The organism is Streptomyces sp. PT12 (assembly GCF_003311645.1).
In the GTDB taxonomy this organism is placed as follows: Bacteria; Actinomycetota; Actinomycetes; order Streptomycetales; family Streptomycetaceae; genus Streptomyces.
The window spans coordinates 40785-53805 of sequence record NZ_QEST01000088.1 but is presented as its reverse complement, the minus strand read 5'-3'; the positions used below and the strand labels follow the sequence as shown (position 1 = coordinate 53805).

At 72.1% G+C, this 13021-nt stretch carries 9 protein-coding genes; all 9 read left to right on the top strand.

What is annotated here, in order from left to right; genetic code table 11:
• The first annotated feature begins 215 nt into the window (after window positions 1-215).
• The 9 genes from trpC to DEH69_RS09340 all read left to right on the top strand — a co-directional run bounded on the left by trpC (window position 216) and on the right by DEH69_RS09340 (window position 12985).
• Complete coding sequence (gene trpC, locus DEH69_RS09375; protein WP_113686455.1) at window positions 216-1022, top strand: indole-3-glycerol phosphate synthase TrpC; 807 nt, start codon at window positions 216-218, stop codon at window positions 1020-1022.
• A complete protein-coding gene (gene trpM / locus DEH69_RS33625; protein ID WP_369008267.1) occupies window positions 1019-1192 on the top strand; it encodes a tryptophan biosynthesis modulator TrpM in 174 nt (57 codons plus the stop codon). Before trpC ends, trpM begins: the two co-directional genes overlap by 4 nt.
• Window positions 1193-1249: 57 nt before the next feature.
• On the top strand, window positions 1250-2539 hold the full coding sequence (trpB, locus tag DEH69_RS09370; RefSeq protein ID WP_113686454.1) for a tryptophan synthase subunit beta: 1290 nt from the start codon (window positions 1250-1252) through the stop codon (window positions 2537-2539).
• Window positions 2536-3354, top strand: coding sequence for a tryptophan synthase subunit alpha (trpA, locus tag DEH69_RS09365; RefSeq protein ID WP_113686453.1), 819 nt, complete (start codon window positions 2536-2538; stop codon window positions 3352-3354). The genes trpB and trpA overlap by 4 nt, the downstream gene beginning before the upstream one ends.
• 130 nt (window positions 3355-3484) lie before the next feature.
• Complete coding sequence (locus DEH69_RS09360) at window positions 3485-4717, top strand: DUF1266 domain-containing protein (RefSeq protein ID WP_113686452.1); 1233 nt, start codon at window positions 3485-3487, stop codon at window positions 4715-4717.
• Window positions 4718-4784: 67 nt separating this feature from the next.
• Window positions 4785-5528 carry a thioredoxin domain-containing protein gene (locus tag DEH69_RS09355; RefSeq protein ID WP_181727339.1) on the top strand — a complete coding sequence of 248 codons (744 nt, stop codon included), beginning with the start codon at window positions 4785-4787 and terminating at the stop codon, window positions 5526-5528.
• Window positions 5529-5655: 127 nt separating this feature from the next.
• Window positions 5656-6651, top strand: a complete 996-nt coding sequence (lgt, locus tag DEH69_RS09350; RefSeq protein ID WP_113686451.1) for a prolipoprotein diacylglyceryl transferase — start codon at window positions 5656-5658, stop codon at window positions 6649-6651.
• Between the two features lie 324 nt (window positions 6652-6975).
• Window positions 6976-11532, top strand: coding sequence for a glutamate synthase large subunit (gltB, locus tag DEH69_RS09345; RefSeq protein WP_113686450.1), 4557 nt, complete (start codon window positions 6976-6978; stop codon window positions 11530-11532).
• A complete protein-coding gene (locus tag DEH69_RS09340; RefSeq protein ID WP_113686449.1) occupies window positions 11525-12985 on the top strand; it encodes a glutamate synthase subunit beta in 1461 nt (486 codons plus the stop codon). The genes gltB and DEH69_RS09340 overlap by 8 nt, the downstream gene beginning before the upstream one ends.
• Window positions 12986-13021 lie beyond the last annotated feature (36 nt).

Here is a 13021-nt window from a genome sequence, read left to right as displayed (position 1 = left end):
GCGCAACTCGCGCAGCGTTGTAGCGCGCCACGGCGCACGCGGTATCCCCGTGCGCCGCACGGCCCTGTGCACTTCTGCGCCTGCCGCGTGCGGACTTCCGGAGCGGCCGGGCCCGCCGCAGGCGGCGAAGCCTGGGATGCGGATGCGAACGCTCCGGGTCCTGGCGGATACCATCGAGGTGTTCGTATCTCCCCCGGAGGGAAGGGGCCGGTCGCGTGAGTGTGCTGGACGAGATCGTCGAGGGCGTCCGTGCCGACCTCGCCGAGCGACAGGCGCGGGTGAGCCTCGACGACCTCAAGGCCGCCGCCGCGAAGGCCCCCGCCGCCAAGGACGGTGCCGCCGCCCTCAGGGGCGAAGGCGTCGCCGTCATCTGCGAGGTCAAGCGTTCGAGCCCGTCCAAGGGCGCGCTGGCCGCGATCGCCGACCCCGCCGCGCTGGCCGCGGACTACGAGGCCGGTGGCGCGGCCGCGATCTCCGTGCTGACGGAGCGGCGCAGGTTCGGTGGCTCGCTCGACGACCTCAAGGCCGTGCGCGCCCGGGTCGACGTGCCCGTGCTGCGCAAGGACTTCATCGTCACCGCCTACCAGCTGTGGGAGGCCAGGGCGCACGGCGCCGACCTCGCGCTGCTGATCGTCGCCGCGCTCGAGCAGGACGCGCTCGTGTCGCTCGTCGAGCGCGCCGAGTCCATCGGGCTCACCCCGCTCGTCGAGGTGCACGACGAGGAGGAGGTCTCGCGCGCGCTCGACGCGGGCGCGAAGGTCATCGGGGTGAACGCGCGGAACCTCAAGACGCTCGACGTCGACCGCCAGACCTTCGCCAGGGTCGCCCCCGAAATCCCCGACCATGTCGTCAAGATCGCCGAGTCCGGCGTCCGCGGCCCGCACGACCTGATCGCCTACGCGAACGAGGGCGCCGACGCCGTGCTCGTCGGGGAGTCGCTGGTCACGGGCAAGGACCCGCGCTCCGCCGTGTCCGACCTCGTGGCCGCAGGGGCCCACCCGGCGCTGCGGCAGGGGCGCTGACCGGAGTGGCGACCGGCGCGCGGTGCAGCGATCCGGCCAGGGGCACGCGCCCCCGCGGCTGCCGCGCGCCCGCGCGCCGCGTCCTCGGCCGCCGCGTGCGCTACCACATCGGGTGCGAGCCCGGCCAGATCAACGGCCGTCGATGGCGCCGCCCCAGGGTCTCCGCCTGAGGCGGACCCCGTCGCGCCCATCGTTTCGGCACACCATCTGGAAGGGCTGCGTTCCGCATGTCCGTTGCTCACTTCTTCCCCGACCCCGATGGCCGGGTCCCCGACGCCGCGGGGTATTTCGGCGCGTTCGGCGGCACCTTCATCCCTGAGGCCCTGCGGGCCGCCGTCGACGAGGTCGCGGCCGAGTACGAGAAGGCGAAGGGCGACCCCGCCTTCGCTGCCGAGCTGAACGACCTCCTGGTCCACTACACCGGCCGCCCCAGCCCGCTCACCGAGGTGCCGCGCTTCGCGGAGCACGCCGGGGGCGCCCGGATCTTCCTCAAGCGCGAGGACCTGAACCACACCGGCTCCCACAAGATCAACAACGTCCTCGGCCAGGCCCTTCTCACCCGCCGCATGGGCAAGACGAGGGTCATCGCCGAGACAGGCGCGGGCCAGCACGGCGTCGCCACGGCGACGGCCTGCGCCCTGTTCGGCCTCGACTGCACCATCTACATGGGTGAGGTCGACACCGAGCGCCAGGCGCTCAACGTCGCGCGGATGCGCATGCTGGGCGCCGAGGTCGTCCCCGTCGCCTCGGGCAGCCGCACCCTCAAGGACGCGATCAACGAGGCGTTCCGCGACTGGGTGGCCAACGTCGCGCACACGCACTACCTGTTCGGGACCGTCGCGGGCCCTCACCCGTTTCCCACGCTGGTCCGCGACTTCCACCGCGTCATCGGCGTCGAGGCGCGCCGCCAGATCCAGCAGCGCGCGGGGCGGCTGCCCGACGCCGTCGTGGCGTGCGTGGGCGGCGGGTCGAACGCCATCGGCCTGTTCCACGCGTTCATCCCCGACGAGGGCGTGCGGCTCGTCGGCTGCGAGGCCGCGGGCCACGGCGTCGAGTCGGGCGAGCACGCCGCGACCCTGACCGCGGGCGAGCCCGGCATCCTGCACGGCTCGCGCTCCTATGTCCTCCAGGACGACGAGGGCCAGATCACCGAGCCCTACTCCATCTCCGCCGGTCTCGACTACCCCGGCATCGGCCCCGAGCACTCCTACCTCAAGGACGCCGGGCGCGGCGAGTACCGCCCCGTCACCGACGACCAGGCGATGCAGGCGCTGCGGCTGCTGTCCCGCACCGAGGGCGTGATCCCCGCGATCGAGAGCGCGCACGCGCTCGCGGGGGCGCTCGACATCGGCCGCGAGCTGGGTCCCGAGGCGCTGATCCTGGTCAACCTCTCGGGCCGCGGCGACAAGGACATGGACACGGCCGCCCGGTACTTCGGGCTCTACGACGAACGACAGGGCGAACGACAGGGCGAACGACAGGGCGAACGACAGGACCCGAACGGAGCTGAGGCATGAGCGGCAACGCACACCTCCTGGACGCCCGGCTCGCGGCGGCCAGGGCGGAGGGCCGCGCGGCCCTCATCGGGTACTTCCCGGCCGGGTTCCCGACCCTCGACGGCGGCATCCGGGCCGTGACCGCCATGGTCGAGGCGGGCTGCGACATCGTCGAGATCGGCCTCCCGCACAGCGACCCGGTGCTCGACGGCCCGGTCATCCAGACCGCGGACGACATCGCGCTGCGCGGCGGCATCCGCATCGCGGGCGTCCTGCGCACCGTGCGCGAGGTGCACGCGGCGACCGGCGCGCCGGTGCTCTGCATGACCTACTGGAACCCCGTGGACCGCTACGGCCCCGAGCGCTTCGCCGCGGAGCTGGCCGAGGCGGGCGGCGCGGGCTGCATCCTGCCCGACCTGCCCGTCGAGGAGTCGGAGACCTGGCGGAAGGCCGCCGAGCAGCACGGCCTCGCCACGGTCTTCGTGGTCGCGCCGAGCAGCGCGGACGCCCGCATCGCCACCGTCACCGCGGCGGGCAGCGGCTTCGTCTACGCCGCCTCCCTGATGGGCGTGACCGGCACCAGGGCGTCGGTCAGCAGGGACGCCGCCGACCTGGTGCGGCGCGTGCGGGCCACCACCGAGCTTCCGGTGTGCGTGGGGCTCGGGGTGTCCAACGCCGTCCAGGCGTCCGAGGTGGCCGTGTTCGCCGACGGCGTGATCGTCGGCTCGGCGTTCGTCCAGCGCGTTCTCGAGCACCTGGACGACGAGGAGGCGCGGCTCGCGGAGCTGCGCCTGCTGACCGCCGACCTCACGCGTGGGGTCAGGGCCCGCGGCTGAACGGAACGGCGCGGAACGGCGCGGAACGCCGCCCAACGGCCGTACGCGCGCGCCGGGTTCACGCCCGGCGCGCGCTCCGGCTCACGGCCCCCGTGAGGGTCGGGCGCGCTTCCCCGCTACAGTCGGTGGCATGGGGATTTCGGGGGCCGCGGGCAGCGCCGCGGGTCATCAGGCGCCATGGCGGGCGCCCACGGTGGTCGAGGAGAGGCTTTACGCGGCGGGGGCCGAGGGGGACTGGCCCGCCTTCTTCACGGTGCTCGCGGGGACGGATCTCTACTTCCCGATGTCCCGTGAGCTGATGGACGCCGTGCCGGGCACGATCCCGTTCAAGCCGTTCCACGACCCGCGCTTCCAGGGCCTGTCGCTCGCCGTCTTCACGCGCGGCATGCTCACCGCGCCCACCGGCGACCACGTCTTCGAGCGCAGCGACCTCAAGGCGCTGGCCAAGGGCTGGCCCAAGTCCGTCCGCTGGCTCGCGGTCAACCCCGGCACCCCCGTCGAGACCTTTCTGCCCGCCGACCCCAAGCGCTGGAAGCGGCACATCAAGAGCTCGCCGCCCGAGCCGCAGCTCAAGACGCTGTGGACGGGGCACAGGCATGGCGCGCTGGCGCATGGCATGGCCTGTGGCGCCATGCTCATGGTCAACAACGGCGCCATCTGGAACCACCTCGGCTGGCAGTGGGGCGGCTACACCGAGGAGAAGGAGCTGCTGCGCACGTGGTGGGGCGTCTCGGGGCGCCCCGAGTGGCTCGAGACCACCGAGCAGCTGCTGCGCGGCGACGTTATCTCGCCCGCCTGGGAGTTCGCGCTGCGCGTGCGGCAGGCGCTGATGCAGGAGCACGGCACCGCGCCCGACGCGGTGCGCTGGCGCGAGACGGCGGAGCGCGTCCTGGTCTCACGCACCGCCGAGGTGGTGGACAAGACGGGCCGCCCGCCGGAGTTCGACCTCGACGCCGACATCGCCCTGGTCCAGGAGCTGATCGGCCGCGTCCTGCGCTACGAGGCGCGCTTCCGCGCCGACGGCCTGCTGAGCGGCGACTCCTGTGTGCGCTCCGTGCTCGCCTGGGACTTCGGGCGCGCCTCCTGCATGGCCCGCTGGGGACTTGGCGCCCGGTACGCCGACCTCGCCGAGACCGAGCGGGCGCTGCTGCGGGCGGGCGGGGCGAGTCGGCAGGTGTACAGGTCATGGGCCGAGTTCGCCATCGGCTTCGTGCTCGGCCGGTGCCTGCACTTCGACAGCGAGGAGTTCGGCGACTGGTACACGGACATGGTCGCCGTGCACCGGATCCTGAGCACCGAGCCCGAGAGCCCCTGGCTGAGCGTGCCCTGGGAGCAGTCGCCCGCGGACGTGCCCGAGCGCTGAGGCGCGGCGGCCCGAGCCGGGCCTCGCCTGGGCGTGTCCTGACCGGCGCGGCGTCGTTGGCCCTTGCGTGAGCGAACGGAATCGTCAGGGGAAGATCAGCGCGCGCGAGCGGCTGCGCGCCGAGCGTGAGCGCGAGCGGGCGTCGGAGCGCCGCAAGCGCACCGCCAAGGTCAGCGGCATCGCCGTCGCCGTCCTGGTGGTGGCCACCGGGGTCGGCATCATCGCGGCCAACGGCAACGGCGGGGGCACGGGCGACACCCCCGCCGTCGACCCGGTCAGCGTGGGCAGGGACGACGCCCCCGCCACCCTTGCGGTGTACGAGGACTTCCGCTGCCCGGCCTGTGGCCAGTTCGAGAACGGCTTCCGCGACACGGTCGCCGAGCTGACCGACGAGGGCAAGCTGCGCGTCGACTACCACCTGGTGACGATCATCGACGGCAACCTTGGCGGGAACGGCTCCAAGTTCGCCGCCAACGCCGCGCTGTGCGCGAGGGACGAGGGCAAGTTCGCCGAGTACCACGACGTCCTCTTCGAGAACCAGCCACCCGAGTCGGACGACGCCTTCGGTGACAAGTCTCACCTGATCACCTTGGCGGGCGACGTGGAGGGCCTTGACACCGAGTCGTTCCGCTCGTGCGTGCGGGACGGTGACAACGACGAGTGGGTCCACCGTTCGAACAAGGGATTCCTTGGCTCCGACTTCAGCGGCACCCCCACGATCCTGCTGGACGGCGAGAACGTCTACGGCGACACCGACGACCCGCTCACCCCCGACCGCCTGCGCGAACGCGTGGACGAACTGGCCGGATAGCCGGGTGGGCGCCGGAGCGTCACCGGAACGTCACCGGAGCGTCGTCGGATCGGTGACGGACACGGGCGCCGGGATGGGGCAGGCGGATTCCGTCCCGGCGCCCTGGCACGGTAGCGTCGGGAGCACCATGGAGATCCTTGCCTCATTCCCCAGCCCAAGCGAGAGCGAGATCCACCTCGGATCGATCCCGCTCCGCGGATACGCGCTGTGCATCATCATCGGCGTCTTCCTCGCCATCTGGCTCGGCGGGCGGCGCTGGGTCGAGCGGGGAGGCAGGCCCGGTACGGTCGCCGATGTCGCCGTCTGGGCGGTGCCCTTCGGCCTGATCGGCGCGCGGGTCTACCACGTGGTCACCGACTACCAGCTGTACTTCGACGAGGGCCGCGATCCGGTCGACGCGTTCAAGATCTGGGACGGCGGGATCGGCATCTGGGGCGCGATCGCCGGTGGCGCGCTCGGCGTCTGGATCGCCTGCCGCCGCAGGGGCATCGCGCTGCCGCCCATGGCCGACGCGGTCGCGCCGGGGATCGCGTTCGCACAGGCGATCGGCCGCTGGGGGAACTGGTTCAACCAGGAGCTCTACGGTCGCGCCACCGACGTTCCATGGGCCGTGGAGATCGACAACGGCCTCGACAACGGCACCTTCCACCCCACCTTCCTCTACGAGTCGCTGTGGTGCGTGGGCGTCGGCGTGCTGGTGATCTGGGCCGACCGGCGCTTCAGGCTGGGGCACGGGCGGGCGTTCGCGCTGTATGTCGCGGCGTACACGGCGGGCCGCTTCTGGATCGAGTACCTGCGGATCGACGAGGCGCACGAGTTCCTCGGCCTGCGCCTGAACAACTGGACATCGGTCCTCGTCTTCGCCGCCGCGGTGGCGTACCTGGTGATCTCGTCCAAGCGGGCGCCGGGGCGCGAGGAGCAGGTGGAGGCCCCGGAGGACGAGCCCTCCGACGCGGTGGAGTCGGCCGAGACGTCCGAGTCGGCGGAAGCGGCGGAGACATCCGAGGCGCCGGAGGCGTCCGAGGCGGCCGACGCCTCCGGGCTCGCGAAGGCCGAGGGGGCCGAGGGGGCCGAGGGCGAGGACGGCGAGAAGGAGACGGCGCCCGCCAAGAAGGGGCCGTAAGCACCACCCGCCCCCCGGATCTCCATCGAGCCCCGCCGACGCACGCGCGTCGGCGGGGCTCCTTCGTGCGCGGAGGCGGGGAATAACCCAGGTGGGGAAAACCGCTGGGGCTGATGGCGTCGCATTGTTTCTGGGGGGTTTCAGATCCTTGTCCCCGGGCATGTGCAATGAGGCCCGCACCGTGGGCGCTGTCCGCATCGTGGACTGTCGTATCCGCTTCCCGGGATCCGACACATCGTGTAACCTGCACGAAAATTTAACGCACGCCAGGGCCAGCGTCGTCCCTCGGAACAATCACGCACCAAGACGACGACGGGAGAGCCGATGCGTTCCGCGTCCCACCCGGTCAAGCAGGGGATGTACGACCCGCGCCACGAGCATGACGCCTGTGGTGTCGGCTTTGTCGCCACTCTCACCGGCGAGGCCAGCCATGGGCTGGTCGATCAGGCGCTCACCGTGCTGCGCAACCTCGAACACCGTGGGGCCACCGGCTCGGATCCCGATACCGGCGACGGCGCGGGCATCCTGTTCCAGATCCCGGACGCCTTCCTCAGGGCGAACGTCCCGTTCCCGCTGCCCCCCGTCGGTTCGTACGCGGTCGGCATCGCCTTCCTGCCCACGGGTGCCGACGCCGCCGCCACCGCGATGGCACGGATCGCGGCCATCGCGGTCGAGGAGGAGCTGAACGTCCTCGGCTGGCGCGAGGTGCCCGTCGCGCCCGAGCTGCTCGGCGCCGCCGCGCGGGCGACGATGCCCGCGTTCCGGCAGCTCTTCGTCGCCGACGCCCACGGCGCCAAGGCCGGTCTCGAGCTCGACCGCGCCGTGTACGCCCTGCGCAAGCGCGCCGAGCGCGAGGCCGGGGTGTACTTCCCCTCGCTGTCCGCGCGCACCCTTGTCTACAAGGGGATGCTGACCACGGGGCAGCTGGAGCCGTTCTTCCCCGACCTGTCCGACCGGCGGCTCGCGTCGGCGATCGCGCTGGTGCACTCGCGGTTCTCCACCAACACGTTCCCGAGCTGGCCGCTGGCCCACCCGTACCGGTTCGTGGCGCACAACGGCGAGATCAACACCGTCCAGGGGAACCGCAACTGGATGAGGGCGCGCGAGTCGCGGCTGGCCACCGAGCTGTTCGGGGACCCGGAGCGGCTCGAGCGGGTCTTCCCCATCTGCACGCCCGAGGCGTCCGACTCGGCCACCTTCGACGAGGTGCTTGAGCTGCTGCACCTGGGTGGGCGGAGCCTGCCGCACGCGGTGCTGATGATGGTCCCCGAGGCGTGGGAGAACCACGAGTCGATGGACCCCGCGCGGCGGGCGTTCTACCAGTACCACTCCACGATCATGGAGCCGTGGGACGGCCCGGCCTGTGTCACGTTCACCGACGGCGTGCGGGTCGGCGCGGTGCTCGACCGCAACGGGCTGCGACCTGGGCGTTACTGGGTCACCGACGACGGGCTCGTGGTGCTGTCGTCCGAGGTCGGCGTGCTGGACATCGAGCCGTCGCGCGTCGTGCGCAAGGGGCGGCTCCAGCCGGGGCGGATGTTCCTGGTGGACACCGCCGAGCACCGGATCATCGAGGACGACGAGATCAAGGCCGAGTTGGCCGCCGAGCAGCCCTACGGAGAATGGCTCGCGGCGGGCCTGATCGAGCTGGCCGACCTGCCCGAGCGCGAGCACATCGTGCACACCCACGCCTCGGTCACCCGGCGGCAGCAGACGTTCGGCTACACCGAGGAGGAGCTGCGGATCCTGCTCACGCCCATGGCCCGCACCGGCGCCGAGCCGATCGGGTCGATGGGCACGGACACCCCCATTGCCGCGCTCTCCGACCGGCCCCGGCTGATCTTCGACTACTTCACGCAGCTGTTCGCGCAGGTCACCAACCCGCCGCTGGACGCGATCCGCGAAGAGCTCGTCACGTCGCTGCACTCCTCGCTCGGCCCCCAGGGCAACCTGCTCGACCCCGTCGCGGCCTCCTGTCGCAGCGTGACGCTGCCGTTCCCGGTGATCGACAACGACGAGCTGGCCAAGCTCATCCACATCAACGCCGACGGCGACCTGCCCGGGTTCGCCGCCGTGACGCTCTCCGGGCTCTACCGGGTCTCGGGCGGCGGGCAGGCGCTGGCCGACCGGCTGGCCGAGATCTGCGCCGAGGCCGACGCGGCCATCGCGGACGGCGCGCGGATCATCGTGCTCTCCGACCGGCACTCGGACGCCGAGCACGCGCCGATCCCCTCCCTCCTGCTGACCTCGGCCGTGCATCACCACCTCATCCGCACCAAGCAGCGCACCCATGTGGGCCTGCTGGTCGAGGCGGGCGACGTGCGCGAGGTGCACCATGTCGCGCTGCTGATCGGCTACGGCGCCGCGGCGGTCAACCCCTACCTGGCCATGGAGTCCGTCGAGGACCTGGTGGCGCGCGGCACCTATCTGCCTGACGTCGACGCGCCCACCGCCATCCGCAACCTGATCAAGGCGCTGGGCAAGGGCGTGCTCAAGGTGATGTCCAAGATGGGCATCTCCACCGTCGCCTCCTACCGTGGCGCCCAGGTCTTCGAGGCGGTCGGGCTCGACGCGGCGTTCGTCGACGCCTACTTCCACGGCACCACCACCAAGATCGGCGGCGCCGGGATCGACGTCATCGCCCGCGAGGTGGCCGCGCGGCACGCCGCCGCGTTCCCCGCCTCCGGCGTGGCTCCCGCCCACCGGAACCTGGACATCGGCGGCGAGTACCAGTGGCGCCGCGAGGGCGAGCCGCACCTGTTCGACCCCGAGGCGGTCTTCAGGCTCCAGCACTCCACGCGCGAGCGGCGTTACGACATCTTCCGCGCGTACACCGAGCGCGTGAACGAGCAGTCCGAGCGGCTCATGACGCTGCGCGGCCTCTTCAGGCTGCGCGAGGGCGTGCGGCCGCCGGTGCCGATCGAGGAGGTCGAGCCGGTCTCCGAGATCGTCAAGCGGTTCTCCACGGGCGCCATGAGCTACGGCTCCATCTCGCAGGAGGCGCACGAGACGCTGGCCATCGCCATGAACCGGCTCGGCGCCAAGTCCAACACCGGCGAGGGCGGCGAGGACTCCGAGCGGCTGGTCGACCCGGCGCGGCGCAGCGCCATCAAGCAGGTGGCGTCCGGGCGCTTCGGCGTGACGAGCGAGTACCTGGTGAACGCCGACGACATCCAGATCAAGATGGCCCAGGGCGCCAAGCCGGGCGAGGGCGGCCAGCTGCCCGGGCACAAGGTCTACCCGTGGGTGGCCAGGACGCGGCACTCGACGCCGGGCGTCGGGCTGATCTCGCCGCCGCCGCACCACGACATCTACTCCATCGAGGACCTGGCGCAGCTCATCCACGACCTGAAGAACGCCAACCCCGGCGCGCGGATCCACGTCAAGCTGGTCTCCGAGGTCGGCGTGGGAACGGTCGCCGCGGGCGTCTCCAAGGCGCACGCCGACGTGGTGCTGATCTCGGGGCACGACGGCGGCACCGGCGCCTCGCCGCTCACCTCGCTCAAGCACGCGGGCGGCCCCTGGGAGCTGGGCCTGGCCGAGACGCAGCAGACGCTGCTGCTCAACGGGCTGCGCGACCGGATCGTGGTGCAGACCGACGGGCAGCTGAAGACCGGGCGCGACGTGCTGGTCGCGGCGCTGCTCGGCGCCGAGGAGTTCGGCTTCGCCACCGCGCCGCTGGTCGTCTCGGGCTGCGTTCTGATGCGGGTGTGCCACCTCGACACGTGCCCCGTCGGCATCGCGACCCAGAACCCGGTCCTGAGGGAACGTTTCACCGGTAAGCCGGAGTTCGTGGTGAACTTCTTCGAGTTCATCGCCGAGGAGGTCCGCGAGCTGCTGGCCGAGCTGGGCTTCCGCGGCCTTGAGGAGGCCGTCGGCCACGCCGAGCTGCTTGACGTCTCGCGCGCGGTGGACCACTGGAAGGCGCAGGGCCTCGACCTGGCCCCGCTGCTGTATGTGCCCGAGCTGCGCGACGGCACCCCGCGGCACCGGACCACCGAGCAGGACCACGGCCTGGCCAAGGCGCTGGACAACGACCTGATCAAGCTGTCGGCCGACGCGCTGTCCGCCGAGACGGCCGAGGACGCGCAGCCGGTCCGCGCCCAGCTGGCCATCCGCAACATCAACCGCACCGTGGGCACCATGCTGGGGCACGAGGTGACCAAGCGGTTCGGCGGCGCGGGCCTGCCCGACGACACGATCGACCTCACCTTCACGGGCTCGGCGGGCCAGTCGTTCGGCGCCTTCGTGCCGCGCGGCGTCACGCTGCGCCTGGAGGGCGACGCCAACGACTATGTCGGCAAGGGGCTCTCCGGTGGGCGGCTGATCGTCCGCCCCGACCGGGCGGCCGACCACCTGCCGGAGTTCTCCACGATCGCCGGGAACACCATCGCCTATGGCGCGACCGGTGGCGAGATCTTCCTGCGCGGCCGGGTCGGCGAGCGCTTCTGCGTGCGCAACTCCGGCGCCACGGTCGTCGCCGAGGGCGTCGGCGATCACGGCTGTGAGTACATGACCGGCGGCAGGGCCGTCGTGCTCGGCGCGGTCGGGCGCAACTTCGCGGCCGGGATGTCCGGCGGCGTCGCCTATCTGATCGATCTCGACCCCGCGTCGGTCAACCCCGGCTTTGTCGCGGTCGAGGAGCTTGACGCGGGCGACGCGGAGTGGCTGCGCGGCGTGGTGCGCCGCCATGCCGAGGAGACCGGATCGACCGTCGCGGGCGCGCTGCTGGCGGACTGGGACGCCTCGCTCGCGCGCTTCCGCAAGATCATGCCCACCACCTACAAGGCCGTGCTCGCCGCCAAGGACGCCGCCGAGCGGGCCGGACTCTCCGAGTCCGAGACCCACGAGAAGATGATGGAGGCGGCGACCCATGGCTGATCCGAAGGGCTTTCTGACCACCCGGCGCGAGGTCGCGCGGACCCGCCCCGTCGAGACCCGGGTCAAGGACTGGAACGAGGTCTACGTCCCCGGCTCGCTCCTGCCCGTCATCAGCAAGCAGGCCGGGCGCTGCATGGACTGCGGCGTGCCGTTCTGCCACAACGGCTGTCCGCTGGGGAACCTGATCCCCGAGTGGAACGACTACGCCTACCGCGGCGACTGGGGGGCGGCCAGCGAGCGGCTGCACGCGACCAACAACTTCCCCGAGTTCACCGGGCGGCTGTGCCCCGCGCCGTGCGAGTCGGCGTGCGTGCTCGGCATCAACCAGCCCGCGGTGACCATCAAGAACGTCGAGGTCACCATCGTCGACAAGGCGTGGGAGGCGGGCGCGATCACCCCGCAGCCCCCGCAGCGGCTCTCCGGCAAGACCGTCGCCGTCATCGGCTCGGGCCCGGCCGGGCTCGCCGCGGCCCAGCAGCTCACCAGGGCGGGGCACACCGTCGCCGTCTTCGAACGCGCCGACCGCGTCGGGGGGTTGCTGCGGTACGGCATCCCCGAGTTCAAGATGGAGAAGCGCCACCTCAACCGCCGCATCGAGCAGATGCGCGCGGAGGGCACCAAGTTCCGCACGGGCGTGGAGATCGGCAGGGACATCGACGCCGCGTCGCTGCGCAAGCGGTACGACGCGGTGGTCATCGCCGCGGGCGCCACCACCGCGCGCGACCTGCCGGTCCCCGGGCGCGAGCTGGGCGGCGTGCACCAGGCGATGGAGTATCTGCCGCTGTCCAACAAGGTGCAGGAGGGCGACCTGATCGCCTCGCCGATCAGCGCCGAGGGCAAGCACGTCGTGGTCATCGGCGGCGGCGACACCGGCGCCGACTGCGTGGGGACCGCGCACCGGCAGGGCGCGGCGTCCGTGACCCAGCTGGAGATCATGCCGCGCCCCTCGGACGAGCGGCCCGCCCACCAGCCGTGGCCCACGTTCCCCATGACGTTCAAGGTCACCTCGGCGCACGAGGAGGGCGGCGAGCGCGTCTACTCCGTGTCCACCACGCGCTTCGAGGGCGACGAGCACGGCGACGTGCGGTGGCTCCACCTGGTCGAGGTGGAGTTCGTGGAGGGGAAGCTCACGCGCAAGCCGGGCACCGAACGCCGCATCCCGGCCCAACTGGTCACCCTGGCCATGGGGTTCACCGGCACCGACCAGGAGAACGGGCTGGTCGCGCAGTTCGGCCTCGACCTCGACGAGCGCGGCAACATCGCGCGGGACGCGTCCTACGCCACCAACGTGGACGGCGTGTTCGTCGCAGGGGACGCCGGGCGCGGGCAGTCGCTCATCGTGTGGGCCATCGCCGAGGGCCGCGCCGCGGCGCGGGGCGTGGACCGCTATCTGACGGGCGAATCCCGGCTGCCCTACCCGATCAGGCCGACCGACCGGGCGCTCACCGTCTGAGCTGGGCCCAACGGGCCGCCCTCGGGGGCCCCTTCG

Coding starts and splice junctions, on each gene's coding strand:
- lgt (WP_113686451.1), top strand. CDS start 5,656: ATGGAGATCCTTGCCTCATTCCCCAGCCCAAGCGAGAGCGAGATCCAC.
- gltB (WP_113686450.1), top strand. CDS start 6,976: ATGCGTTCCGCGTCCCACCCGGTCAAGCAGGGGATGTACGACCCGCGC.
- DEH69_RS09340 (WP_113686449.1), top strand. CDS start 11,525: ATGGCTGATCCGAAGGGCTTTCTGACCACCCGGCGCGAGGTCGCGCGG.
- trpB (WP_113686454.1), top strand. CDS start 1,250: ATGTCCGTTGCTCACTTCTTCCCCGACCCCGATGGCCGGGTCCCCGAC.
- trpA (WP_113686453.1), top strand. CDS start 2,536: ATGAGCGGCAACGCACACCTCCTGGACGCCCGGCTCGCGGCGGCCAGG.
- DEH69_RS09360 (WP_113686452.1), top strand. CDS start 3,485: ATGGGGATTTCGGGGGCCGCGGGCAGCGCCGCGGGTCATCAGGCGCCA.